The organism is Nonomuraea sp. C10 (assembly GCF_008017515.1).
Classification (GTDB): domain Bacteria; phylum Actinomycetota; class Actinomycetes; order Streptosporangiales; family Streptosporangiaceae; genus Nonomuraea; species Nonomuraea ferruginea.
The window spans coordinates 1523610-1548868 of sequence record NZ_VPFF01000001.1 but is presented as its reverse complement, the minus strand read 5'-3'; the positions used below and the strand labels follow the sequence as shown (position 1 = coordinate 1548868).

Sequence of the window (25259 nt, the reverse complement as noted above, 5' to 3'; positions counted from 1 at the left end):
TCCCCCCGGTCCCGGCCGCTTCTCCCCCGAGGCGGCGCATGGCGAAACCGGAGATCATCCGTACGCTCGATCGTTCCTCCGGCGGCGGCCTGCTGGTGCGCGCGGCCGAGATGGCCGTGCTGCGCTCGGTGATCGATCCGGGCCAGGCGCTGCGCGCGGGGCACAAGGTGCTGGAGGCGGCCGAGAAGGCCGGCGACGGCGAGGCCGCGTCCGTGGCGCTGCGCGCGATGGCGCTGGCCTCGCGCGAGCTGGGCGATCTGCAGGCCGCCGAGCAGCGGCTGCGGCAGGCCGTCCAGACGCGGGGCGCGCCCGCCGAGCGGATGGCGCAGGCGAGGCTGTCCCTCGTCACCGTACGGACCGAGCGGGGTCACCCGCTGCAGGCTCTCAGGCTGGCCGCGCTGGCGTGGGCCTACCTGTCGCCGCTCGACCGGGCCAAGCTCGACACGCAGCGCGCCGTGGCCCTCGCCCACCTGGGGCGCTACCAGGAGGCGGTCGCCTCCTGCGACCGGGCGCTGCGGGCGCTCGTGGCGGCTCCCGGCACCATCGACGACCGCCGGTTCCTGGCGGGCGGGCTGCTCAACCGAGGGCTGGTGCACGCCTACCGCGGCGACTGGGACCAGGCGATGCGCGACATCAGCGCCTGCCTGCAGATCGCCGGGCACGCCCGGCTGTCCCACCTCGAGCGGCTGGCCGCCGCAAACCTGCCGTTCCTGGCCGTACGACGGGGCGACATCGGCGGGGCGTTCACCCACTACCGCGAGGCCGAGGACACCCTGTTCGGGTATCCAGAGCGGCTGGCGACGATGCGGGCGGACTTCGCGGGCGCGCTGCTGGCCGCCCACCTGCCCGGTGAGGCGCGGGCGCTGCTCAGCCTGGCCGTACCCGATCTGGAGGAGTCCGGGGCGCAGGTGGCGCTGGCCGAGGCGCGGCTCAAGCTCGCCCAGGTCGAGCTGCTGACGGGCGACGCGCGCGAGGCCATGACCGTGGCCGAGCGGGCCATGCGCGAGCTGTCGGAGCAGGACCGGCAGGCCTGGCTGCCGCTGGCCAGGGAGGTGGTGCTGCGCTCCCGCCTGGCTCTGGAGCCGCCGACGCCCGGGCTGCTGGCGGAGCTGGCCGGGTGCGCGGACGACCTCGAACGCGACGCCGCCCACCTGGCCGAGGGCGCCTCGCTGCGGCTGACGGCGGCGGAGACCGCGCTCGCGCTCGGCGACCGCGCCGCGGCCTCGGCGCAGCTGTCACGGCTGACGGAGCAGCCCGGTCGCGAGCGGTGGCTCCCGCCGGGCGGCCGCCGCACCCCCCTGGCCTCGCCTGCGCAGGCGGGTTACGCCGCCGCGGGGCAGGTGCCGCCCCTGGTGCGCCAGCACGCCCTGGCCTTGGAGGCGGCGCTGCGGGAGGACGTCCCGGCCGCGTTCCGTGCCGTGGAGGAGGGGCTGGCCGGGATGGGCGGCCAGATCGACAGCCTGGACGACCCGTCGCTGCGGGCGCACGCGGCCCGGGCCGGCGGGCGGCTGGCGGCCTTCGGGCTGCGGCTGGCGGTGCGTGACGGGTGCGCCGAGGAGGTGTTCGAGTGGGCGGAGCGCTGGCGGGCCGTCACGGCGCCGGCCCACGCCCGCTCGCCGCACGGCGCGGGCCTTCCCGAGGTGCGGGCGGCGCTGGGGCGGGCCGCGCTGGTGGAGTACGTCACGGACGACAGCTCTCTGTTCGCCGTGGTGGTGACGGGGCAGCGGCTGGCGCTGCGGCCTCTGGGCGCGCTGCGGCCGGTCAAGGAGGCGCTGATCCGGCTGCGCTACTCGCTGCGCCGGTCGGCCCTGCACGACGGGGCGGCGGGGGCCGAGCCGGTCGCGGCTGCCGGGTCGGAGCTGGAGCTGCTCCTGCTGGCCCCGCTCGCCGCCGAGCTGGGCGAGCGTCCCCTGGTGGTGGTGCCCACGGGCATCCTGCACACCCTGCCCTGGGCGGCGCTCCCCTGCCTGCGCGAGCGCCCGGTGACGGTGGCGGCCAGCGCCCGCTCCTGGCTCGCCGCCACCCGCGACCCCGCCCCGCTCCGAACTTGTCGCCCACCCGGGCCCCTGGTCATGACCCGCCCCACCGGCCCACCGAGGACCACCTCTCCGGAAACGGCAGCGACACCACCCGCCGGTCTGGCAGGAACTCCGGCTCCGGGAACCACCCCACCCACCGCCCCTCCCGAAGCCGGGACCACCCCACCCACCGCCCTTCCCGAAGCCAGGACCACGCCGCCCGCCGGTATTCCTGGGGCGGGGCACTCTGATGGCGTCGTGCTTTCGGGGGCCGCGCATCCGGTCGGCTCTTCAGTCGATTCCTGGGCGGGGCCTTCTGGCGACTCCTGGCCGGGGTCGCTCAAGGTGATTGCGGCGGCGGGGCCGGGGCTGGCGCACGCGTACGAGGAGAGGGACCGGGTGGTGGCCTGTCATCCGGGGGCGCGACCGGTGGCCGCCCGGCGCGACGCGGTGCTGGCCGCGCTGGCCTCCTGTGACGTGGTGCACCTGGCGGCGCACGGGGTGTTCCACGCCCGCAGCCCGCTGCTGTCGAGCATCACGCTGGAAGACGGCCCGCTCATGGCCTACGACCTGCTCGGCAGCTCGCGTACGGCCAGGCTGGTGGTGCTGTCGGCGTGCGACTCCGGCATGGCCAGGACGCCCACGGACGGCGCGCCGCTGGGCCTCGCGGGCGCGTTCCTGGCGCAGGGGACGGCGTGCGTGGTGGCCGGGATGGTGCCGGTGTGCGACGAGGACGCGCTGGCCGTGATGAGCCGCTTCCACGAGTTGCTCGCCGCGGGTCACACCCCGGCGTCGGCGCTCGCGTACGCCTCGGCGCGGACCGGCATCACCGCCTTCACCTGCTTCGGCGCCGGCGACCAGCCTCTCATCCACCGCGAGCCGGACGCCGGGTGCCCTGCCGACATCGGCCGGGCACCAGTCCCGGTCCACGGCGAGGACGACCGGGAACGCGGCAGGCGGCCCATCGTGCCGACCGGCTGACCTGACGAGCCGGCGTCGACACCCGAGCCCCGGCCCCGCCACCAGGCGGTCAGCCCGTGGCGACCGGTCTCGACGGGTCGGTCACCCAGTGGGACCAGGAGCCGACGTAGAGGGCCGCGGGCAGGCCGGCCACCTCCATGGCCAGCACCTGGTGGGCGGCCGTCACGCCGGAGCCGCAGTAGGCGCCCGCGGCGACCCCCTCGCGGGCGCCCAGCGCGGCGAAGCGCTCCCGCAGCTCGCCGGGGGCCAGGAAGGTGCCGCCGGGAGTGACGTTCTCCGTGGTCGGGGCGCTGACCGCGCCGGGGATGTGGCCGGCCACCGGGTCGATCGGCTCGACCTCGCCGCGGTAGCGTTCGGCGGCCCTCGCGTCGAGCAGCACTCCCGAGGAGGCGAGGGCCGCCGCCCGGTCGGCGTCGAGCACGGGCATCCCGCCCGGCCTGGCCGTGAAGTCGCCGGGCGCGGGCACGGGCTCCTCCTTGACGACCGGCAGACCGGCCGCCTCCCAGGCGGGCAACCCGCCGTCGAGGACCCGTACGTCCTGATGCCCGAAGTAGCGCAGCGTCCACCAGGCGCGGGCCGCCGCGGTCGAGGCGGTGTCGTCGTACACCACGACCGGCCGCGCGCCGGAGACGCCGAGCCGCCGCATCGCGCGCTCGAACGCGTCGACGGCGGGCAGCGGGTGGCGCCCGCCCTCGCCCGGCGGGCCGGCCAGAGCTCTGTCGAGGTCGCAGAAGACGGCGCCCGGCAGGTGGCCCTCGCGGTAGAGGTCCATGCCGGACGGGCCGCCGAGCCGCCAGCGAACGTCGAGCAGGGTGACGTCGCCGAGCGCGGCGAGGGCGGACGGAGTGATCAGCGGACCGGTCACCGGGTGCTCACCTCCAGGAGCGGGATGTTCTGCTCGGCCGTGGTCATCGAGCCGTGGTAGCCGGTGAAGAGGGCCTCGATGCGGTGTGTGGACGGGGCGGTGATGGCCAGGTCGGTGTAGGGGACGGCGACCACGTCGCCGATGCGGCCCAGCCATTCGGTCAGGACCCGCGGGCCGAACCAGCCGGACTCGACGGCCTCCTCACGCGACACCACCCAGGCCCGGCCGCGCAGCGCCTCGCGCCAGGCGTCGAGCACCTCGGCCGCGGCGCCCTCCAGCGCGTACACGTGTCGCGCCCTGGCCTCGCCGCCGAGCATCGCCACCCCGTGGGCCAGCTCGGGGGTGGCCTCGGCGTCGAGCTTCTCCGAGGCGTTGACCATGCCGTGGTCGGCCGTCACGTAGAGGGCGGAGCCGGGAGGCAGGCCCGCGGCGATGCGCTCGGCCATGGCGTCGACGATGGCCAGCTGCGCCAGCCACTCCTCGGTGCCCCAGCCGGTCATGTGGCCGACCGCGTCGAGGTCGCCGTAGTAGACGGTGACGTGCGCGCGCGGCTGCCGCAGCTCGGCCAGCACCCGGGCGACCCGGTCGTCGACGGTCTCGGCCGCGGCGTAGCGGACGCCGCGGAAGACGGCGCCGGTCAGCCCGGAGCCTTCGAACTCGCCGGGCGCCACGTAGACGACGTCGAGGCCGGCGGCCGCGGCACGCTGGTAGACGGTCTCGGCGGGCTGCCAGTCGAGAGGGTCCATGGGCATCCCGGACCAGCGCAGGCAGTTGAACAGGCGGCCGGTGCCGGGGACGGCCAGGGTCAGGCCGAGCATCCCGTGCTCGCCGGGCGAGACGCCGGTGCCGAGCGAGCACAGGCTGGTCACGGTGGTGGCGGGGAATCCGGCGGTGAGCGTACGTGACCTGCCGAGCAGGCTCGCCAGGAACGGCGCCGAGGCGGCGTGCGCGGCCAGCAGCTCGGCGCCGAGGCCGTCGACCAGGAACAGGCAGGTGCGCTCGGCGGGCGGGAGGCCCAGGGGATTGGGCCCGTCGATGCCCAGCGACGCCAGCAGCGACCGGGACAGATCGGGCAGTGACCCGGCTCCGTACGCCGGCACGAGGGGGCCGATGGTCATGCTCCGATCCTATCCGTCCCGTTCGCCGGCGGCCCAGGTGAAGATCCCGCAAGGCTTCGGAGCCGGGCCTCGCGGTGGCTGTGCCTCCGTGTACGACATCGGCCGCCGTTGCGGCCGGTACGGCGTCGACGGCGTCTCGGGTGGCGGAGCGCGGTCAGGCGGCGGCGCGGGCGGTGGCTTCGGAGAGGGCCTTGGCGAAGGCCAGGACGTGGCTGACCGCCTCGGGGCCGTCGGCCGCCTCGCTGACCCGGAGGGAGAGGTCGTCGGCGGTGATGGCGCCGGTGTAGCCGTGGTCGGCCTCGCAGTTCTCGTCGCCGCAGGTGGCGGGCTCGAGGTCGACGTGGGAGATGGCGCCCCACCCGATCGTGAGCGTCACCTCCGTCGGGGGGACGCCGGGGACGTACGACGCCGGCTCGGGGACCACCCGGGTGACCGCCACCGACTGGATGCGGCCGAGCTGGACGGCCTCGGTGGTCGTGGAGGCGTGCGCGGTCGAGACGCCCTCCACGGCGGGGTGCTCGTCGGTGTGGCACACCAGGAGCCTCGTGCCCGTCAGCACCAGGACGGTGACGTGCCTGCGCACCTCCATCGCGGGATCGAAGGTGGCCTCGTGGTGCACCACGAAGGCCGTGACGGCCTCCTTGCCCAGCGCGGATTCGACCGCATCGGTGACGAGGTCGGGATAGTAGCCGCTGCGCTCGATCGCTTCACGCAGGCCCGCGGCTGAGACTCGGGTTTCCCTCATGGATCCAGTTTGCCAGGGTCGCACAGTGCAACCACCCGCCGGATGTAACGCTCTATAACGTCTGCGCGACCGCGTACGGGAGCGCCGGAGCGGCCGGGAGCTAGCTGAGCCTGCGGGGGCCGCCGTCGAGGCGGGGGCCCGCGGGGGTGCGCAGGACGGCCCTGGCGTCGAGGATCGTCACGCCCTCCTCACCCACGAGCACCTGGTCCAGGTCCAGCCTGGCCAGCTCCGGCAGGTCGTGGGCCAGGCGGCTCACCCTGACGAGCAGGTCCTCCAGGGCGTCCACCGCCACCGGCGGGTAACCGTACTCGCCGAACAGCAGCGGCGCGGCCCGCACCGAGCGCACCAGCCCCGCCGCGTCCTCCCGGGTGAGCGGCGCCAGCCGGAAGCCCCGGTCGCGCAGCAGCCTGGCGGCCACCTCGCCCAGCCCGAACGACACGACAGGGCCGAACGCCGGGTCGTCGACGACGCTCACCACGGTCGGCACGGCGGGCTGTGGCGCCATCCGCTGGACGGCCAGCTCCACTCCGTCGCCGAGTTGCCGGGTGAACTCGTCGTACGCGTGCCGCACGGCGTCGGCGGTCGGCAGCCCGAGGCGTACCGTCCCCGCCCGGCGGGACGCTTCGGGGTCGGCCACCTTGAGCACGACCGGCCAGCCGAGTCGTTCGGCGGCCCGCGCGGCCTCGTCGGCCGAGCCGACCGCCTCGGCGGGCCAGACGGTCAGCCCGTAACAGGCGAGCAGCTCCGCGGCGTCGGCCTCCACGGGCGGCCCGGCCGCCGCGAAGTACGGAGCCCTCCCGCCTCCCGGCACGTCCTCCGTAGCACCCGTCCGATAAGGGCTTCCGGACGGGCGGGGATGCGGTGTCCCTTCCGTATCACCGGACCGCACGACGGAACCGTCCTCCGGGGACACCCCGCCGGCCGCTTCTCCCTCCGCACTGGACCCACCCCCCGCCGAAGATGGACGCGGGGCGGAGGAGTCCTCCAGAGGACCGTCCGCAGCGGAAGCGTCCGGCGAGCGCTTCCCACCTTCGGGAGACGCCTCGGCGGAGTCGGCTGTCTCGGGGGTGCCGGTGGTCTCAGGGGGTTCCGGTGGGAGGGCGCCCGCGAGTGTCTCGGTGGCGAGGGCGCGGACGCGGGCGGTGTCGACGTCCTCCAGTTCCGGGGGCGGCGCGGCCGGCTCGGCGCGCCAGCGGGCGTAGCGGACCGCCTGGGCGAGGGCGCGCACGGCTTCCTCGGGGGCCGCGTACGAGGGGATGGACCCGCGTTCCGGCGCGGGCCCGGCCCGCAGATGCGGATGCATGCCGAGATATCCCTCGAACGTGGCCAGCACCGGCTTCGACGCGCCCTTCGACACCCGCAGCAGCTCGGCCGCCACCCCGGCCGCGTCACCGGGGATGGGCGGCATGTAGATGACGACGGCCGCGTCCACCTCGGGTGAGGCCAGCTCGCCGGCGAGCCCCGTACCGAACTCGGACGGCCCCGCGGCCGCACCCAGGTTGACCGGCGGGCGCGGCGACAGGCCGGCGGCGACGCAGGCGTCGGCGGCGAGCAGGCCGAGCGCGTCGGAGTTGGTGATCACGGCGACCCGCGGACCGGCGGGGAGCGGCTGGTAGGCCAGCAGCTGGCCGACGTCGAAGAGCTGGATCAGGTCGTCGACCCGGATCAGCCCCGCCTGCTCGAACAGCGAGCTGATCGCCGAGTCGGGCAGCCCCAGCTCCTGGGCGGAGTGACCGGAGGGGGTGCCGCCGCTCTTGACCACCACGATCGGCTTGCTGCGGGAGATCCGCCTGGCCAGGCGGGTGAACTTGCGCGGGTTGCCCAGCGACTCGAGGTAGAGCAGGATCACCTCGGTCGCGTCGTTCTCCTCCCAGTACTGCAACAGGTCGTTGCCCGACACGTCGGCCCGGTTGCCCGCGGAGACGAACGACGAGATGCCCATGCCCCGCTGCGCCACCCGCTGCAGCAGCGCGGTGCCGAGCGCGCCCGACTGGCTGAAGAAGCCGACCGTGCCGCGGCCGGGGACGGTGGCGGCGAGGGTGGCGTTGAGCTTGACGGCGGGGTCGGTGTTGGCGATGCCGAGACAGTTGGGGCCGACGACGCGCAGGCCGTGGGCGCGGGCGATGCGGGCCAGCTCGTCCTGTCTGGCGCGGCCCTCCTCGCCCAGCTCGCCGAAACCGGAGGAGACCACGACCAGCCCGTGCACGCCCTTGGCGGCGCACTCCTCGACGACGTCCAGCACGCTGCCGGCCGGCACCGCCACCACGGCCAGGTCGACCTCGTCGTCGATGGCGCCGATGCTCGGGTACGCGCGCACGCCCGCCACGGCGCGCGCCTCGCGGTGCACGGGATAGACGGGGCCGGTGAAGTCGGCGGCGAGCAGGTTGCGCAGCACGGTCTGGCCGACGCCGCCCGGCTCGCGTGAGACGCCGATGACCGCGACCGAGCCGGGGGCCAGCAGCCGGGCGATGGACCGGGCCTCGGCGCGGTGCTCGCGGGCCATGGTGACCTCGGTCGAGGTCTCGGTGGGCGTCAGGTCGAGGGTCATGCGGACCACGCCGTCGGCGAACCGGCTCTCGGCGGTGTAGCCGGCCTGGCGGAGCACGCCCATCATCTTCATGTTGGCGGGCAGCACGTCGGCGACGAAGCGCTCGATGCCGCGCTCGCGGGCGGTCGCCGCCAGGTGTTCGAGCAGCACCGAGGCCACTCCCCTGCCCTGGTGGGCGTCCTCGACCAGGAACGCCACCTCCGCCTCGCCCGGCCCGGTGCGGTCGTAGCGGATGACGGCCACCATGTCGGCCCCGATCGTGGCGATCAGGGCGACCCGGCCGACGTAGTCGACGTTGGTGAACCACCGCACCTCGCGGTCGGACAGCCGCGGCCTCGGCCCGAAGAACCGGAAGTAGATGGACTCGTCGGACAGCCGCGAGTAGAAAGCGCGCAGCCGGTCGGCGTCGGCGGGCCTGATGGGGCGCAGGTGAGCAGTGCCGCCGTCGGCCAGGACGACATCCGCTTCCCAGTGAGCGGGATATTGTGCCTCCACAGTCCCGAGACTAAACCCCCATCCCACATGCCAAGAATCCCCGGCCCGATTGGGCAACGGATGTGCATCGACTCAGGCCGGGTGTCGGGGGTCCGCCCCACGAGCAGCCCCGAAGCTGTTAGTTTTGCCGTGGCCAGGCTCGATCTGTAGCAGCAAGCAAGGTGGTGGCATCATGACGCGGGTCGTCGTGGTGGGCGATCTCATGACCGACGCGGTGGCGCGCGCCCGTTATGCGCTCGCCAGAGCGAGCGACACACCCGCGGTCGTGACCATGCACGGAGGCGGTTCGGGCGCCAACATCGCCTCGTGGCTGGCGGTCGAGGGCGCGGAGGTGGCCTACATCGGCCGCCGCGGCGCCGACATCACCGGCCGTAACCGCGACATGGAGCTGATGGGCTACGGCGTCGACGCCCGGCTCGTCATGGACCCGGAGCGTCCCACCGGCACCTGCGTGGTGCTCGTGACGCACAAGGGCGAGCGCACCATGCTCTCCGACCCCGGCGCCAACGCGGCGCTGGCCCCCGAGGACCTGCCGCGCGACCTGTTCGGCGGCGGCCACCTCCACCTGTCCGGCTACACGCTGATCAACGAGGGCTCGCGCGAGGCCGGTCTCGCCGCGCTCGACATGGCGCGCCGCGCGGGGATGTCGATCTCCGTCGACTGCGCCTCCGCGGCGCCGCTGGAGCGTACGGGCGCGGAGCCGTTCCTGGAGTGGACGGGCGGCGCCAAGCTGCTGTTCGCCAACGCCGACCAGGCCAAGGTGCTGACCGGCCGCGACGATCCCGAGGCTGCGGCCAAGGTGCTGACCGCGTGGTTCCCACAGGTCGTGATCAAGATGAACGCCGAGGGCGCGTTGTGGTACGGCAACGGCCGCCCCGAGCCGGTGCGGGCGCCGGCCGAGCCGGTCGACCGCATCGTCGACGGCACGGGCGCGGGCGACGCGTTCTGCGCCGGGTTCCTGCCGGCGTGGCTGGCGGGCAAGCCCGCGGCGGAGTCGCTGAGCGCCGGCTGCAGCCTGGCCTCCAAGGCCATCGTGCACCTCGGCGCCCGCCCGCGCCTCTAGCGGGTCCTGCCTCTAACGGGTCCCGCCTCAGACGGGCCGCGCCTTCAGCAGGCCACGCCTTCAGTTGGCCTTGCCCGCGTCCGTGACTGCCCGGCGATCCCCGGTCCGTCGCCGTACGAGACCCCCGGCTTCTCGGCAAGAGCGGCGTCTACCTGCGCGTTCAACGTCAGGCGAGCAGGTGACAGGCAAACTGCCGCACGCCGGCATCACCAACGACGCCCGGGGCGGCGCGGCGCTTCCCGCGAGAGGCCCAGGGCGGCGTGGGCGCTTCCCGCAAAGGGCTGTGGCGGCGTCGCGCTTCCACAAGAGGCTGAAGCAGCACCCGCTTCACGCGCGAGGCCTACGGCACGGCGCTTCACACGGGAGGCTGAGGCGGCGCTCGCCGGGCTGGGCTGATCGGCAAGGCCTGGGCCGCCGACCGGCGCGGACGCGCATCAGCCCCGCGTACGGGACAAGCCGGGCGCGCGCTGATCAGGATGTGACGGCCAGGGTCAGGGGGAGGACGGCCGGGGCGCCCGCGTGGCGGACCAGGGCGGCGCCGAGGGTCATGGTCCAGCCGGTGTCGACGCGGTCGTCGACCAGCAGCACCGGGCCGCCGCACGCCGCCACCGCGGCGCCCAGTTCCTTGGGCATGGCGAGCGTCGCCCGTACGGCCTGGACCCGCTTGGCGCTGTTGAACTGCCGGCCGGGTGGCCCCGACCGGTAGCCCAGCTCGCCGAGGTAGGTCAGGCGGCCGACCTGCGCGAGCCGTTCACCGAAGGCGCGCACCAGCTGCGGCCTGGCCGAGGAGGGCACGCCGACCACGGCCACCGGCCGCTGCTCCCACTCCCAGGCGGACAGCACCTTGATCACGGCCGCGAACATGTCGTCGGGCATCGGCCCGTCGGGGCCCTGGAACAGGTCGCGCAGGCGGTTGCCCCAGCCGATGTCGGTCAGCCGGCCGAGGGCGCGTCCGGGCTCGGCGCGGAGCTCGGGCTTGATCTTGCCGGACAGGTCGGCCAGCCCCGTCGGCCACTGCTTGCGGGGGTCGATCTCCACGCCGGGCCGGGCCAGCCGCTCGCGGGCGCGCTCGACGGCCGGGGCGGCGATGCCGGGCGAGCGGTGGTGGCCGGTGCAGTTGTCGCAGCGGCCGCACGGCTCGGCGGCCTCGTCGTCGAGCAGCTCGCGCAGGTAGTGCTCGCGGCAGCGGTCGGTGGTGAGGTAGCCCAGCATGGCCTCCTGCTCGGCCCTGCGCTCGGCGGCGATGCGGGAGTAGCGCTCGGCGTCGTAGGCCCACGGCTCGCCGGTGGCCTCCCAGCCGCCCTTGACCCGGCGCACCGCGCCGTCGACGTCGAGCACCTTGAGCATCATCTCCAGGCGGCTGCGGCTCAGGTCGACGGCGGTCTCCAGGGCGGGGGTGGACATGACGCCCCGCTCCTCCAGCGTCTGGAGCACGGTGCGGACGACCGGCTCGGGCGGGAACGCGAGGGAGGCGAAATAGGCCCAGATGTCGCGGTCTTCGGTGCCGGGCAGCAGGATCACCTCGGCCCGCTCGACGCCGCGCCCGGCCCGGCCGACCTGCTGGTAGTAGGCGACCGGCGACTGGGGGGCGCCCACGTGGACGACGAACCCGAGGTCGGGCTTGTCGAAGCCCATGCCGAGCGCGCTCGTCGCCACCAGCGCCTTGATCTTGTTGGCGAGCAGCGCCTCCTCGGCCGCCAGCCGCTCGGCCGGCTCGGTCTGGCCGGAGTAGGCGGCCACCTCGTGGCCCTGGTCGCGCAGGTGGCCGGCGATCTCGTGGGCGGCGGCGACGGTGAGGGTGTAGACGATGCCGGAGCCGGGCAGCTCGTGCAGGGTCTGGGACAGCCAGGCCAGCCGCTGCTCGGCGCTCGGGAGCCTGACGACGCTCAGGTGGAGGCTCTCGCGCTCCAGCGGCCCGCGCAGGACCAGGGTGTCCTCGCCCATCTGCTCGGCGACGTCGCGGGTGACGCGGGCGTTGGCCGTGGCGGTGGTGGCGAGCACCGGGATGCCGGGCGGCAGCTCCTCGAACAGCGTGGCCAGGCGGCGGTAGTCGGGGCGGAAGTCGTGGCCCCAGTCGGAGATGCAGTGGGCCTCGTCGACCACGACCAGGCCGGCGCTCTCGGCCAGCTCGGGCAGGACGTTGTCGCGGAAGTCGGGGTTGTTGAGCCGCTCGGGGCTGACCAGGAGCACGTCGACCTGGCCGGCGGCGACCTCGCCGTAGACCTCCTCCCACGCCTCGGGGTTGGCCGAGTTGATCGTCACGGCGCGGATGCCGGCGCGTTCGGCGGCGGCGATCTGGTTGCGCATGAGGGCGAGCAGCGGCGAGACGATGACCGTGGGCCCCTCGCCCAGCTCGCGCAGCAGGGCGGTGGCCACGAAGTAGACCGCGGACTTGCCCCAGCCGGTGCGCTGCACGACGAGCACCCGGCGCCGGTCGACGACGAGCGCCTCGATGGCGGTCCACTGGTCGTCGCGCAGCCGGGCGTGCTCGCCCGCCAGCGCCCGCAGCTTCTCCTCGGCCTCTTCGCGCAGCATCGCCGCGTCGGGGGCGTCAATCATGGGTTCCTTGTTACCAGGTCCGGCCGACGATTCCGAGCCGGGGCGATGGAGTCGCACGCACCCTCTTTTCTTCGGCACAATGTTCGACATGGCCCGACGCAGCACCGCACCCCCTCCCGAGGACTTCGAGGAGCGCATCGTCGACATCGACGTGTCGTCCGAGATGCGCACGAGCTTCCTCGAGTACGCCTATTCCGTCATCTACCAGCGGGCGCTGCCCGACGCCCGCGACGGCCTCAAGCCGGTGCAGCGGCGCATCCTCTACTCGATGAGCGAGATGGGCCTGCGGCCCGACCGGGGGCACGTCAAGTCGTCCCGCGTGGTCGGCGACGTCATGGGCAAGCTCCACCCGCACGGCGACAGCGCCATCTACGACGCGCTGGTGCGGCTGGCGCAGCCGTTCTCGATGCGGCTGCCGCTGGTCGACGGCCACGGCAACTTCGGCTCGCCCGACGACCTGCCCGCGGCCATGCGTTACACGGAGGCCAGGCTGGCCCCGGCGGCGATGCTGATGGTGGAGTCGATCGACGAGGACACCGTCGACTTCAAGCCCAACTACGACGGGCAGGAGACGGAGCCGACGGTCATGCCGTCGGCGTTCCCCAACCTGCTGGTCAACGGCACCACCGGCATCGCGGTCGGCATGGCGACCAACATGGCGCCGCACAACCTGACCGAGGTCGTCGCCGCCGCCCGCCACTTGATCAAGAAGCCGGCGGCGACGCTCGACGAGCTGATGAAGTTCGTGCCCGGGCCCGACCTGCCGACCGGCGGCACCATCATCGGCCTGCAGGGCGTCCGCGACGCCTACGAGACCGGGCGCGGCACCTTCCGCATGCGGGCCACCTGCACGGTCGAGCAGATCACCCCGCGCCGCAAGGGCATCGTCGTCACCGAGCTGCCCTACAACGTCGGCCCCGAGCGCGTGGTCACCAAGATCAAAGAGCTGGTGACCAGCAAGAAGCTGCAGGGCATCGCCGATCTCAAGGACCTCACCGACCGGCACAAGGGCCTGCGCCTGGTCATCGAGATCAAGAACGGCTTCATCCCCGAGGCGGTGCTGGAGGAGCTCTACCGGCTGACGCCGATGGAGGAGACCTTCGGCATCAACAACGTCGCGCTGGTCGACGGCGAGCCGCGCACGCTCGGCCTGCGCGAGCTGCTCCAGGTGTACGTGAACCACCGGCTGGAGGTCGTCCGGCGGCGCTCGGAGTTCCGGCGCCGCAAGCGCGAGGACCGGCTCCACCTGGTCGACGGCCTGATCGTCGCGCTGCTCAACATCGACGAGGTCATCCAGGTGATCCGCGCGTCCGACGACTCGGCGCAGGCGCGCGAGCGGCTGATGAGCGTGTTCGACCTGACCGAGGTGCAGGCCTCCTACATCCTCGACACGCCGCTGCGCCGCCTGACCCGCTACGACAAGCTGGAGCTCGACCGCGAGAAGGAGACGCTCACCGAGGAGATCGCCGAGCTGACCGCGATCCTCTCGTCCGAGACGCGGCTGCGCCAGGTGGTCTCCGGCGAGCTGGCCGAGGTGTCGAAGAAGTACGGCACGCCGCGCCGCACCGAGCTGCGGGAGGCCTCCGGGCAGACCCGCACCCCGGTGGTGTCGCTGCAGGTGGCCGACGACCCGTGCCTGGCGCTGCTGTCGTCCACGGGCCTGCTGGCGCGCACCGCCGACGCCGAGCCGCTGGCGGCCGAGGGCGGCCGTTCGCCGCACGACGTGCTGGTCTCCGCCGTCCGCACGAGCGTGCGGGGCGAGGTGGGCGTGGTGACGTCGCAGGGCCGGCTCATCCGCGTCCAGGTGGTCGACCTGCCGACGCTGCCTGCCTCGGCCGCCCCGCCGACCCTGTCGGGCGGGCATCCGGTCTCCGAGTTCGTGTCGCTGGAGCCGGGCGAGACCGTGGTGGGGCTGGGTTCGCTCGACCCGTCGGGGCCGGGAATGGCGCTCGGCACGGCGCAGGGCGTGATCAAGCGGGTGGTGCCCGAATACCCCGCCAACCGCGACGACTTCGAGGTGATCACGCTCAAGGACGGCGACACGGTGGTGGGCGCCGTCGAGCTGGAGTCCGAGGAGCACGACGTGGTGTTCATCACGTCCGAGGCCCAGTTGCTGCGTTTCCCGGCGTCGCTGGTCAGGCCGCAGGGGCGGCCGGCGGGCGGCATGGCGGGCGTCCGCCTCGACGGCGCCGCGCGGGTGATCTGGTTCGGTGTGGTCGACCCGTCCAGGCCCGCCCGGGTGGTGACGGTGGCGGGCTCGTCCACCGCGCTCCCCGGCACGCAGATCGGCGGCGGCAAGGTGTCCGACTACGCCGACTTCCCGGCCAAGGGCCGGGCCACGGGCGGGGTGCGCGCCCAGCGGTTCCTGAAGGGCGAGGACGTGCTGCTGCTGGCCTGGGCGGGCCCGGCGCCGGCCAGGGCGGTCTCCCCGGTGGGCAAGCCGGTGCCACTGCCTGAGGAGCTCGGCCGCCGCGACGGCTCCGGGGTCCGTCTCACCCACACCATCGGCGCCGTCGGCGGCGCCCTGGCCTCCGCTCCCGCGCCCGCCTCCGCGACGCCGGAAGGCTGAGCCGGGTCCCATGTCACCCGTCCCGGTCTCCGGGGCGGGTCTCACGGGCGCGTGCCAGGAGGCCCAGGGTCAGGTCCGGCTCCAGGTCCTCGAAGTTCCACACTCCCCGCCGGTAGGCGTGGTTGCTGACCCAGAAGGCCATCGTGCCGTCGCCCGGGGACAGCGCGTAGTTCGCCGGCGACCATCCGTTGCCGCCGTCGTGCCAGGCGATCCGGCCGTCGCCGGTGCCGCGGATGTTCCAGCCGTACGCGTACGACTCGTCCGGGTCCGGCACCGGCGCGTACGCGGTGAAGAGCTTCTTCCTGGCGCCCGCCGGCAGGACGGCGTCGCCGGTCAGCGCGCGGTGCCAGCGGAACAGGTCACGTGCGGTCGACAGCATGCCGCCGTTGCCCCGCAGGTTCCAGTGCGGGCAGTCGTCCGCCCACGGATGCTCGTACGGCCGGCCCCGGTCGCTCCCCCGGGCGTCGTACTCGACGGCGACCCGGTGGCGGTCCCAGCGGGGGAGCACGTAACCGGTCGCCGTCATACCGGCGGGCCCGAACAGGTGCTCGGCCAGGAAGCCCTCGTGGCTCAGGCCGGAGACCCTCTCCACGATCGCGGCCAGCACGCTGTAGCCGGTGTTGGAGTAGCGGACCTCCGCTCCCGCCGGCTCGGCGGCCGCCCCCCCGGCCAGCAGGTCGTCGCGCGACACCGGGTCGTGGTCGTCACCGAGCGCTTCCGGCAGGCCCGCGGTGTGTCAGCAGGTGGTGCAGGGTGATGCCGCGTTCGCCGCCGGGGAGCGGCCCGAGATGCGCGCTGATGGGGTCGGTCACCCGGAGCTCCCCCATCGCCTCCAGCTTCAGGATCGCGGCCGCGGTGAACTGCTTGGTGATCGACATGACGTCGTACACGGTGTCGCAGGTGGCGGCAATCCGCGCGGCGCGGTCGGCCAGGCCGAAGCCCTCGCAGTAGGTGATCCGGTCGCCGTGTGCGGTGATGACGGTGCCGCCTGACCCGTCGGGCAGTGTGCGCGCCAGGAAGCCGGCGACGTCCTGCCCTACTCCACCGCCTCCACCATGCTCGGCAGGGACCGGCTGCCGCGCGAGGAGCTCCTCGTGACGTTTGTCAGGGCCTGCGGTCTCGACGGGGACGACGCGCGATCGTGGGTGACCGCCCGTGCGGAGATCGCCGCCGGCACGGCGGCCCCAGCGGCGGTCCGGGGACGCCTGTGCCCGGTCGTCGTGGTGGCAGCCGCGCTGATCATGTCCTTCGCCGGCGGCGCCGCGTTCACGGCGCATGCCGGGGGCGAGACGACAGCGACCGAGGAGACGGTGATCCTCGGTCCGTGAGCCCATGCCTGCTCACGTACCCGTCGAGGTCTTCTCGGGCAGGCGGCGAGCGAAGGCGGGGGCGCGTTCGGGGCGCGGGCCGACGCCGATGAGGTACGCCGGGACGTACGAGAGCGCCGGGAAGCGGCGCATGAGCCACACCAGCGACCTGGGCGGCCCCGACCAGGTGCCCTGGATGACCCGCAGGGTGAACGCCCGGTGCAGCAGCCGCTGGAGGGTCTGCACGGCCACCGTCGGCATGAGGCGGCGGGCGCGGACGCGGGCGAGCGCCGCGGGCGTGGGCCGCCCCTTGCGCAGGGGTCCGGCCAGGAGCGTCGCGGCGGCGACCGCGTCCTGGACCGCCAGGTTGATGCCGACGCCGCCGACCGGCGACATGGCGTGGGCCGCGTCGCCGATGCACAGCAGCCCGTCGGCGTGCCAGCGGGTCAGCCGGTTGAGCCGGACGTCCAGGTGCTTGACGTCGTCCATCGAGGTCAGCTCGTCCACCTCGCCGGCCAGCGCGGGCACCGCCGCGGCGATCTCGCGGCGGAGGGGTCCGAGCCCGCGGGCGCGGAACTCGCGGTCGTGGCCCTTGGGGCCGAGGTAGCCGACCTGGAAGTGGGTCTCGCGGGGCAGGACGATGAGCAGGCGGTCGCCGACGACGCGCGGGACGAGCGCCCCTATGCCGTTCTCCCGGTCGCGCGGCAGCCGGAACCACCACACGTCGAACGGCACCCCGTACTCCTTGACGCGCAGACCGGCCCCGCGGCGGGCGAGGGACCAGCGGCCGTCGCAGGCCAGGGTCAGGTCGGCGCGGATCTCCCCGTCCTGTCCGCCGGCGGTGCGGTAGCGCACACCGGCGATCCGCCCGCCCTCGTGGATGAGACCGGTGACCTCGGTGCGCATCCGCAGGGTGAAGCCGGGCTCCTCGCGGGCGGCCCCGGCCAGCAGGTTCAGCAGGTCCCACTGCGGGACCATGGCGATGTACGGGCGGCGTACCTTGAGCCGCGACAGGTCTCCGATGACCACCGGCCCGTCGGCGGCCGGGAACGCGATCTCGGTGATGTGATATTGGGGCAGCCGGTCGAACCGGTCGCCCAGGCCCAGGTCGTCGAGCAGGGCGAGCGTCGACGGGTGGACGGTGTCGCCCCTGAAGTCCCGCAGGAAGTCGGCGTGCTTCTCCAGCACCGTCACCCGCACGCCCGCCCGGGCGAGCAGCAGCCCGGCGACCATGCCGGCGGGGCCGCCCCCGATGATGACGCAGTGTCCGGTCATCGCTCTCACCAGATTTCATCAATCGTTGAATAAGGCCATCTTGCGCCTCTGGTTCACTCTCGTCAAGAAACGTCTGTTATGAACCACGGCCCGTGTCCGATCTCTTGGCGAGAGCGCTCTCTGGGAGGTTCAGTGATCCGATTAAGAACTCCGCTGTGGGCCGCGGCGGCCGTGCTCGCCTCGCTCCTGGTGGCACCACCCGTGCAGGCGTCCGCCGAGCCGCACACCGTCACCGACTTCGAGTCCGCCACCCTGCCGCCCGGCGTGACCGGCTGGGGCAACGACGCGGCCTCCACCCCCACGCTCACCGTGACCCCCGCCGACGACCGTCCGGGCGCGGCAGCGGGCAACCGGGCGTTGAGCACCGTCTACACGGTCAGCCAGTGGGGCGGCTGGTCACACGACCTGACCGCCGCCCAGGACTGGTCACCGTACGAGGGATTCTCGTTCTGGGTGAAGGGCGCGGGCACCGGCCAGCGCGTCTTCTTCGAGGTCAAGGACGGAGGAGGCGGCGCGGGCAGCGCTGAGCTGTTCGAGTCGTCGTTCACCGACGACACCGCCGGCTGGCGGCAGGTCAGCGTGCCGTTCGCGGACTTCACCCGCCGCGCCGACTACCAGCCTGGCGGCTCGCCCACCGACGGCGAGCTGGACCTGATCGCCATGTGGGGCTACTCGATGCGGCTCCCCGCCGCCTCCTCGGGCACGCTGCTCTGGGACGACGTCCAGGTGTACGGGACGGCGCCGCCCCGGCCGGTCCGGCTCGCCACCGACGAGCCGGTCTACCCGGTCAAGGAGCGCGGCTCGGCCGAGGTGCGGGTGTCCGTCAGCACGGCCACCGGCGGGCCGCTCCCCTCGGACCTGACCGTGCACTACACCACCGGCGCCGGCACCGCCACGCCCGGCGAGGACTACACCCCCGCCGCGGGCACGCTCACCTTCCCAGCGGGCACCCCCTCGGGCACGGCCAGGTCGTTCCTGGTCAGGACCAAGGGCGACCGCGACGCCGAGGTGGCCGAGACGATCCCGATCCTGCTGTCCGGCGAGGGCGTCAGGCCGCCGGCCGAGAACCCGGTCGTCGTCATCGACGCGCACGGCCTGCCGTACCTGGACGAACGCAGGCCCGTCAGACAGCGGGTGGCCGACCTGCTCGGCCGGATGACGCTGGAGGAGAAGGCCGGGCAGATGACGCAGGCCGAGCGCGGCGCGCTCGGCAGCCAGAACGACATCGCCGCATACCTGCTCGGCTCGCTCCTGTCGGGCGGCGGGTCCACGCCGGCCACCAACACGCCCGAGGCGTGGGCGGACATGATCGACGGCTTCCAGCTCCGCGCCCGGCAGACCCGGCTGCAGATCCCGCTCATCTACGGCGTGGACGCGGTGCACGGCCACAACAACGTGGTCGGGGCGACGATCTTCCCGCACAACGTCGGGCTGGGCGCCGCCCGTGACCCCGCCCTCACCGAGCGGACGGGGAAGATCACGGCACGCGAGGTGAAGGCGACCGGCGTCCCGTGGAACTTCTCGCCGTGCCTGTGCGTGTCCCGCGACGACCGGTGGGGTCGCGCGTACGAGTCCTTCGGCGAGGACCCTGCGCTGGTGAAGCGGATGGCGACGATCATCGACGGGATGCAGGAGAACGGCGTCCTGGCCACCGCCAAGCACTACGTCGGCGACGGCGGCACCACGTACGGCTCGTCCACGACCGGGAACTACACCATCGACCAGGGCGTCACCGAGGTGAGCCGGGCCGAGCTGGAGGCGATCCACCTGTCGCCGTTCGCCGAGGCGGTCGAGCGTGAGGTGGCGACGGTCATGCCGTCGTTCTCCAGCGTGGACTCCGGCGACGGGCCGCTGAAGATGCACGCGCACCGGGAGCTGATCACGGACGTGCTGAAGGGCCGGCTCCGGTTCAAGGGGTTCGTGGTCAGCGACTGGCAGGCGATCGACCAGATCCCCGGCGACTACGCGAGCGACGTGCGGACCTCGGTCAACGCCGGGCTGGACATGATCATGGTGCCGTACGCGTACCAGGAGTTCGTCGGCGCGCTGAAGGCCGAGGTGCGGGCCGGGCGGATCCCGATGTCGCGGATCGACGACGCGGTCGCCAGGATCCTCACCCAGAAGTTCGAGGCGGGCCTGTTCGAGCGCCCGTACGCGGACCGGTCACGGCTGGCCGAGGTGGGCTCGCCCGCGCACCGCGAGGTGGCCCGCGAGGCCGCCGCCCGCTCGCAGGTGCTGCTGAAGAACGACGGCGGCCTGCTGCCGCTGGACCGGGACGCCCGCGTGTACGTGGCGGGCTCGAACGCCGACGACATCGGCAACCAGTCCGGCGGCTGGACCATCACCTGGCAGGGCTCGTCCGGGCCGATCACGCCCGGCACCACGATCCTGTCGGCGATCCGGAAGCGCGCCCCGTCCGTCACCTACTCGCGCGACGCCTCGGCGCCGCTCGACGGGCACGACGTGGGCGTGGTGGTCGTCGGCGAGACCCCGTACGCGGAAGGCCAGGGCGACGTGGGCGTCAACGGGCGCACCCTGAACCTGACCGGCGCGGACCGAACCGCGATCGACCGGGTGTGCGGGGCGATGGACTGCGTGGTGCTGGTCGTCTCCGGCCGGCCGCTGCTGCTCGGCGACCTGTCGCGGGTGGAGGCCGTGGTGGCGGCCTGGTTGCCGGGCACCGAGGGCGACGGCGTGGCCGACCCGTTGTTCGGCGCGGTCCCGTACACCGGGCGGCTCCCGTTCACCTGGTTCCGCGGCGAGGAGCAGGTGCCGATCAACGTCGGCGACGCCTCCTACGACCCGCTCTACCCGTACGGGTGGGGGCTGCGCACGGACTCCGGCCGCGACCGGCTCAAGAAGGTACGCGACCGGCTGCTCAAGGGCGACGGACCGGCGAAGGCAGCGGCGGCGGCGCTGACCCCGGCGCTCCGGCCCGGCAACTGGCACCCCGGCGGCACCATCCGGAGCACCGCGGCCGTCCAGACCGCGGCGGCGCTGCTCGAACGGTCGCGCAGCGCCACCTTCCAGCAGGGTGACACGGTCGTCTCGGTGGCCAGGGACGCCGCCCAGGCGGCCGGCAAGCGGTTCGACCTGCAGGCGCAGGCGGACCACGAGCTGGCCTCCGGCGACCTGAGCGAGGCGGTCGAACTGCTGGCGCGGTCGGCCCGCTAGACCGTCAGGCAGAACGGGTGTCCGGCCGGGTCGAGGAAGACCCTGAAAGCGTCGTCCTCGCTCGGCTGGACCTCCGCCTTGGTCGCGCCGATCTCCAGCACTCGCTTCTCCGCGTCGTCGAGATCGTCCACCCGAAGGTCGAGGTGGAGCTGCTGCGGCCGCTCCCCCTCCGGCCACATCGGCGGCCGGTAGTCCTCCACCAGCTGGAACGCCAGCCGGTCCGGCGATCCGCCGTCGCTCACCACCACCCAGCCGTCGTCCTCGTCCGTGATCGGCCAGCCGAGCAGGCGCGAGTAGAACCGGGCCAGAGCCGACGGGTCCGGGCAGTCGAACACCGTCGACCGGAACCGGGCGATGCCTTCCATGGATTCACCTCCGACAGGGACGACCGGCGACAATGGGAGACATGGCTGCGCATTCGTTCATGGTTCCGCTCGGCACACCCGCACCGCACTTCGACCTGACGGCCGTCGACGGCGGCAGTGTGTCCCTCGCCGACCTCGAAGGCTCCCCCGCCACCCTCGTGATCTTCCTGTCGAACCACTGTCCCTACGTCCGCCACATCGAGCACGGGCTCGGGCAGCTGGCCGCCGAATACGGCTCCCGCCTTTCGGTCGTCGCGATCTGCAGCAACGACAGCGTGAACTACCCCGACGACGATCCCACACACCTGGCCGAGCAGGCGGCCAGGGCCGGCTTCACCTTCCCCTACCTGCTCGACGACACGCAGGAGGTGGCCAAGGCCTACCGCGCGGCCTGCACGCCCGACTTCTTCCTGTACGACGCCGCTCTGAAGCTGGCCTACCGGGGCGAGTTCGACGGCGCCAGGCCGGGCAACAAGGTCCCGGTGACGGGCGCCTCGCTCCGGGCCGCCGTCGACGCGCTGCTGGCCGGCAAACCCGTCGAGGACGACCAGACGCCGTCGCTGGGCTGCGGCATCAAGTGGAAGCCGGGCAACGAACCGGCCTGAGGAGCATCAGCAGGGTCTGGTGCCGTGCTCCTGGTCGCGCCGTCCGGCGGCGGCGGTGATCGCCGCCGGGAGCGACAGGAGGAGCTCGTGCGGCTCGGCTCCCTCCCACGTGCGCACGAGCCGGGTGCCGGCCTCGCCGGGGTCGAACGCCTCGCAGCCGAGCGGCCCGTAGCAGCCGGCCTGGTCGAGCATGAGGATCAGCGGGTCGTCGTCGGCCAGCCCGCCGGCGTAGGCGGCGGCGTCGAGCAGGGCCAGCGTGCGCCTGGCGTTGCGTCCGCCGTCGTCGGACTCGACTCGATCCAGACAGCGCCGGGCCTGGGCACGGAGATACGCGGCAAGCGATTCGGACCTGCTCAAGACGACCTTCTTCGATCATGCGCACAATGGGCTACGGAATCATCACGCAAAGTTAGCAGTGATCGCGTGAGCTTGCTCACCTCCGGCGAATTCGTGGCCCCCGGACGCATCGACGAAACGGTCATGGGGGATCATCTTTGGCATGGATGCGTTCGACGACCTCTTTGCCGCCAACGCCGAGTTCGCCCGCACCTTCCGCGGGTCCGACCTGACCGGGCGCGCGGCACGTGGGCTGGCAGTCGTCACCTGCATGGACTCGCGTATCGACCCGCTCGGCCTGCTGGGGCTGGAGCCGGGCGACGCGAAGATCCTCAGGAACGCCGGCGCGCGGGTCACCGACGACGTCCTGCGTACGCTCGTGCTGGCGGTCTACCTGCTGGGGGTGGAGCGGGTGCTGGTCATGCCGCACACCGACTGCGGCATGACCAAGGCCACCGACGCGGACGTGCACCAGCTGACCCGTGACCAGGGCGTGGACACCCGGAGCCTGGAGTTCCACATGGTGCCGGACCAGACCGAGGCTCTCGTGCACGACCTGACCCGCATCACGTCGTCACCGTTCCTGCCGGCGGGCATGCCGGTCGTGGGCGCCGTCTACGACGTGAAGACGGGCCGCCTGATCCCGCTCGGCTGACCCCCGGGCGCGGGGTCAGGCGTCGATGTGGTCGCGGTCGACCTCGGCGGCGCTCTTGACGATGAACTCGCGGCGCGGGGCCACGTCGCTGCCCATCAGCAGGCTGAAGATCTGCTCCGCCTCCTCGGCGGCCTCGATGCGGACGCGGCGCAGGATGCGGTGGCGCGGGTCCATGGTGGTCTCGGCCAGCTGGTCGGCGTCCATCTCGCCGAGGCCCTTGTAGCGCTGGACCGGGTCCTTCCAGCGCTTGCCGCGCCGCTCCAGGTCGCGCAGCACCTTGTGCAGCTCGGCGTCGGAGTAGCAGTAGATGTACTTGTCCTTGCCGCGCCCGGGGTTGGTCAGCTCGATGCGGTGGAGCGGGGGGACCGCGGCGAAGACCCTGCCCGCCTCCACCATGGGCCGCATGTAGCGGTGGAAGAGCGTGAGCAGCAGGCAGCGGATGTGGGCGCCGTCGACGTCGGCGTCGGCCATGAGGATGATCTTGCCGTAGCGGGCGGCGTCGATGTCGAAGGAGCGGCCGGAGCCGGCGCCGACGACCTGGATGATGGCGGCGCACTCGGCGTTCTTCAGCATGTCGCTGACGGACGCCTTCTGCACGTTGAGGATCTTGCCGCGGATCGGCAGCAGGGCCTGGAACTCGGAGTCGCGGGCCAGCTTGGCGGTGCCTAGGGCGGAGTCGCCCTCGACGATGAACAGCTCGCTGCGGTCGACGTCGTCGCTGCGGCAGTCGACGAGCTTGGCGGGCAGCGCGGAGTTCTCCAGTGCGCTCTTGCGGCGCTGGTTCTCGCGGTGCTCGCGGGCGGCGATGCGGGCCTTGGCGGCGGCGACGATCTTCTCCAGCACCGCGCGCAGCGGCTGCTTGTAGCCGCGCGGCGGATTGTCGAACAGCTCCTTGAGATCGCGGCTGACGACGTGGGAGACGATGCGGGCGGCGGCGGAGGTGCCGAGGACCTCCTTGGTCTGGCCCTCGAACTGCGGCTCCGGCACGCGGACGGTGACGACCGCGGTGAGCCCTTCGAGGATGTCCTCCTTGGTGACGGGGTCGTCGCCGTTCTTGAGCAGGCGGGTCTCGCGGAGCTGCTCGTTGATCGTGCGGACGAGGCCGCGCTCGAAGCCGTTGACGTGGGTGCCGCCCTTGGGGGTGGCGATCACGTTGACGAAGGAGCGGACCGTGGACTCGTACCCCTTGCCCCAGCGCACGGCCACGTCGACGCTGAGCTCGCGCTGGACCTCGGTGGAGGTCATGTGGCCCTGGTCGTCGAGGACGGGCACGGTCTCGCGGAAGTGGCCCACGCCCTGCAGCCGCAGCACGTCGCAGACGGCCTCGTCGCGGGCGAGGAACTCGGTGAACTCGGAGATGCCGCCCTCGAAGCGGAACTCGTCGCGGACCTGCTCCTCGTGGCGGCTGTCGACGACGGCGAGGGTGAGGCCGGGCACCAGGAAGGCGGTCTGGCGGAGCCGGACGTGGATCTCGTCGAGCGACACCTCGGCGTCGGGCAGGAAGATCTGCTTGTCGGCCCAGAAGCGCACGCGGGTGCCGGTGACCTTCTCGGGCAGCTTGCCGCCGTCGCGCAGGCCGGACTTCTTCTTGAACTTGGCGGTCGGCTCCGGCCCGTCGAACACGCCGGGCACGCCGCGCCGGAAGCTCATCTCGTGGACCTTGCCGTCGCGGTCGACCTGGATGTCGAGCCGCGCCGACAGGGCGTTGACCACGGAGGCGCCGACGCCGTGGAGGCCTCCCGAGGCGGTGTAGGAGCCGCCGCCGAACTTGCCGCCCGCGTGGAGCTTGGTGTAGACCAGCTCGACGCCCGCCAGGCCGCTCTTGGGCTCGACGTCGACGGGGATGCCGCGGCCGTTGTCGCGCACCTCGATGGAGCCGTCGGCGTGGAGCTCGACCTCGATGCGGTCGCAGTGGCCGCCCAGCGCCTCGTCGACGCCGTTGTCGACGATCTCCCAGAGGCAGTGCATGAGCCCGCGGCTGTCGGTGGATCCGATGTACATCCCCGGGCGCTTGCGGACGGCCTCGAGGCCCTCGAGCACCGAGAGGTGCCGAGCCGTGTAACCCGCCTCCACTACCGTCACTCCAGCCCTCCGGGTCTATAGTTCGAACACGTGTGCGTAGCTTACCGTTCTTCCCTTACGCACGCGTACAAGCTTGCCATGGCGCCATGTTTGCCGTTACCAGCAGGGTGATCCCCATTACTTTCGGACACATTCCGCTCTGGGCGTAGAGACCTGTGGGTTGGGAACGTCCACGTCCGGTTAGATGTTGTTCCAAGTGACTGACGCCAGATCCTCGCTTCGGCGGGGGTGACCCGAAAGGCGATACGTGACTGGAGCTCTTGCCCCCGTTAAGCCGCTGACGGCCCTCGACCGCTGCGACCGTTGCGGTGCCCAGGCGTACATTCGCGCGACCCTGCCGGTAGGTGGGGAGCTGCTGTTCTGCGCCCACCATGGGCGTAAGCACATCGCGGCGCTGCGCGAGAAGGGCGCTGACATCCTGGACGAGTCGGCACGTCTCAGCGAAACACCGAAGATAAGCCCCAACGACGAGCGCTGACGTGCTCGCCGTGATGACATA

The 25259-nt window shown here is 73.0% G+C and carries 16 protein-coding genes and 1 pseudogene; 7 read left to right on the top strand and 10 right to left on the bottom strand.

The annotated features are described in order from the left end of the window. Window positions 1-38 precede the first annotated feature (38 nt). Window positions 39-2999, top strand: a complete 2961-nt coding sequence (locus tag FR742_RS06990; protein WP_148030180.1) for a CHAT domain-containing protein — start codon at window positions 39-41, stop codon at window positions 2997-2999. 49 nt (window positions 3000-3048) lie between these two features. Here FR742_RS06990 and FR742_RS06985 read toward each other — a convergent pair whose 3' ends face one another. The 4 genes from FR742_RS06985 to FR742_RS45630 all read right to left on the bottom strand — a co-directional run bounded on the left by FR742_RS06985 (window position 3049) and on the right by FR742_RS45630 (window position 8770). Further along, window positions 3049-3864: a sulfurtransferase gene (locus FR742_RS06985; RefSeq protein ID WP_148030179.1), complete on the bottom strand. Its 816-nt coding sequence runs from the start codon at window positions 3862-3864 to the stop codon at window positions 3049-3051. After that, window positions 3861-4982, bottom strand: a complete 1122-nt coding sequence (locus FR742_RS45635; RefSeq protein WP_148030178.1) for an alkaline phosphatase family protein — start codon at window positions 4980-4982, stop codon at window positions 3861-3863. Before FR742_RS45635 ends, FR742_RS06985 begins: the two co-directional genes overlap by 4 nt. A gap of 154 nt (window positions 4983-5136) precedes the next feature. Beyond that, window positions 5137-5727 (bottom strand): DUF5998 family protein, encoded by a 591-nt coding sequence (locus tag FR742_RS06975; RefSeq protein WP_148030177.1) that lies wholly within the window; start codon window positions 5725-5727, stop codon window positions 5137-5139. A 100-nt stretch (window positions 5728-5827) separates the two neighbouring features. Next, window positions 5828-8770 (bottom strand): GNAT family N-acetyltransferase, encoded by a 2943-nt coding sequence (locus FR742_RS45630; RefSeq protein ID WP_261808389.1) that lies wholly within the window; start codon window positions 8768-8770, stop codon window positions 5828-5830. A gap of 172 nt (window positions 8771-8942) precedes the next feature. Between FR742_RS45630 and FR742_RS06965 the strand changes: the two genes are divergently transcribed. Continuing rightward, window positions 8943-9833: a carbohydrate kinase family protein gene (locus FR742_RS06965; protein ID WP_148030175.1), complete on the top strand. Its 891-nt coding sequence runs from the start codon at window positions 8943-8945 to the stop codon at window positions 9831-9833. A gap of 471 nt (window positions 9834-10304) precedes the next feature. Here FR742_RS06965 and FR742_RS06960 read toward each other — a convergent pair whose 3' ends face one another. Next, window positions 10305-12392 carry an ATP-dependent DNA helicase RecQ gene (locus FR742_RS06960; RefSeq protein WP_261808388.1) on the bottom strand — a complete coding sequence of 696 codons (2088 nt, stop codon included), beginning with the start codon at window positions 12390-12392 and terminating at the stop codon, window positions 10305-10307. Between the two features lie 79 nt (window positions 12393-12471). Here FR742_RS06960 and FR742_RS06955 point away from each other — a divergent pair, with 79 nt between their 5' ends. Then, window positions 12472-14961, top strand: coding sequence for a DNA topoisomerase (ATP-hydrolyzing) subunit A (locus FR742_RS06955; protein WP_222708864.1), 2490 nt, complete (start codon window positions 12472-12474; stop codon window positions 14959-14961). 13 nt (window positions 14962-14974) lie between these two features. Here the strand turns inward: FR742_RS06955 and FR742_RS45625 are convergent. Together FR742_RS45625 and FR742_RS06945 are read right to left on the bottom strand one after the other, a co-directional pair. Then, a pseudogene (locus FR742_RS45625) lies at window positions 14975-16238 on the bottom strand (serine hydrolase domain-containing protein). 63 nt (window positions 16239-16301) lie between these two features. Then, window positions 16302-17543: an FAD-dependent oxidoreductase gene (locus FR742_RS06945; protein ID WP_148030173.1), complete on the bottom strand. Its 1242-nt coding sequence runs from the start codon at window positions 17541-17543 to the stop codon at window positions 16302-16304. A gap of 132 nt (window positions 17544-17675) precedes the next feature. Between FR742_RS06945 and FR742_RS06940 the strand changes: the two genes are divergently transcribed. Then, window positions 17676-20717, top strand: coding sequence for a glycoside hydrolase family 3 N-terminal domain-containing protein (locus FR742_RS06940; protein WP_261808387.1), 3042 nt, complete (start codon window positions 17676-17678; stop codon window positions 20715-20717). Here the strand turns inward: FR742_RS06940 and FR742_RS06935 are convergent. Then, window positions 20714-21082 carry a VOC family protein gene (locus FR742_RS06935; protein WP_148030171.1) on the bottom strand — a complete coding sequence of 123 codons (369 nt, stop codon included), beginning with the start codon at window positions 21080-21082 and terminating at the stop codon, window positions 20714-20716. The genes FR742_RS06940 and FR742_RS06935 overlap by 4 nt on opposite strands. A gap of 41 nt (window positions 21083-21123) precedes the next feature. On the opposite strand from FR742_RS06935, the gene FR742_RS06930 reads away from it, so the two are divergent. After that, complete coding sequence (locus tag FR742_RS06930; RefSeq protein WP_148030170.1) at window positions 21124-21687, top strand: thioredoxin family protein; 564 nt, start codon at window positions 21124-21126, stop codon at window positions 21685-21687. 6 nt (window positions 21688-21693) lie between these two features. Here FR742_RS06930 and FR742_RS06925 read toward each other — a convergent pair whose 3' ends face one another. Then, window positions 21694-22044 (bottom strand): hypothetical protein, encoded by a 351-nt coding sequence (locus tag FR742_RS06925; protein ID WP_148030169.1) that lies wholly within the window; start codon window positions 22042-22044, stop codon window positions 21694-21696. Between the two features lie 142 nt (window positions 22045-22186). On the opposite strand from FR742_RS06925, the gene FR742_RS06920 reads away from it, so the two are divergent. Next, window positions 22187-22678 carry a carbonic anhydrase gene (locus tag FR742_RS06920; RefSeq protein ID WP_148030168.1) on the top strand — a complete coding sequence of 164 codons (492 nt, stop codon included), beginning with the start codon at window positions 22187-22189 and terminating at the stop codon, window positions 22676-22678. Window positions 22679-22693: 15 nt separating this feature from the next. Here FR742_RS06920 and FR742_RS06915 read toward each other — a convergent pair whose 3' ends face one another. Beyond that, complete coding sequence (locus tag FR742_RS06915; RefSeq protein WP_148030167.1) at window positions 22694-24760, bottom strand: type IIA DNA topoisomerase subunit B; 2067 nt, start codon at window positions 24758-24760, stop codon at window positions 22694-22696. Window positions 24761-25007: 247 nt separating this feature from the next. On the opposite strand from FR742_RS06915, the gene FR742_RS45620 reads away from it, so the two are divergent. Further along, window positions 25008-25238, top strand: a complete 231-nt coding sequence (locus FR742_RS45620) for a hypothetical protein (RefSeq protein WP_148030166.1) — start codon at window positions 25008-25010, stop codon at window positions 25236-25238. Window positions 25239-25259 lie beyond the last annotated feature (21 nt).

Coding starts and splice junctions, on each gene's coding strand:
- FR742_RS06935 (WP_148030171.1), bottom strand. CDS start 21,082: ATGGAAGGCATCGCCCGGTTCCGGTCGACGGTGTTCGACTGCCCGGAC.
- FR742_RS06960 (WP_261808388.1), bottom strand. CDS start 12,392: ATGATTGACGCCCCCGACGCGGCGATGCTGCGCGAAGAGGCCGAGGAG.
- FR742_RS06965 (WP_148030175.1), top strand. CDS start 8,943: ATGACGCGGGTCGTCGTGGTGGGCGATCTCATGACCGACGCGGTGGCG.
- FR742_RS06975 (WP_148030177.1), bottom strand. CDS start 5,727: ATGAGGGAAACCCGAGTCTCAGCCGCGGGCCTGCGTGAAGCGATCGAG.
- FR742_RS06945 (WP_148030173.1), bottom strand. CDS start 17,543: ATGACCGGACACTGCGTCATCATCGGGGGCGGCCCCGCCGGCATGGTC.
- FR742_RS06930 (WP_148030170.1), top strand. CDS start 21,124: ATGGCTGCGCATTCGTTCATGGTTCCGCTCGGCACACCCGCACCGCAC.
- FR742_RS06920 (WP_148030168.1), top strand. CDS start 22,187: ATGGATGCGTTCGACGACCTCTTTGCCGCCAACGCCGAGTTCGCCCGC.
- FR742_RS06955 (WP_222708864.1), top strand. CDS start 12,472: ATGTTCGACATGGCCCGACGCAGCACCGCACCCCCTCCCGAGGACTTC.
- FR742_RS45635 (WP_148030178.1), bottom strand. CDS start 4,982: ATGACCATCGGCCCCCTCGTGCCGGCGTACGGAGCCGGGTCACTGCCC.
- FR742_RS06990 (WP_148030180.1), top strand. CDS start 39: ATGGCGAAACCGGAGATCATCCGTACGCTCGATCGTTCCTCCGGCGGC.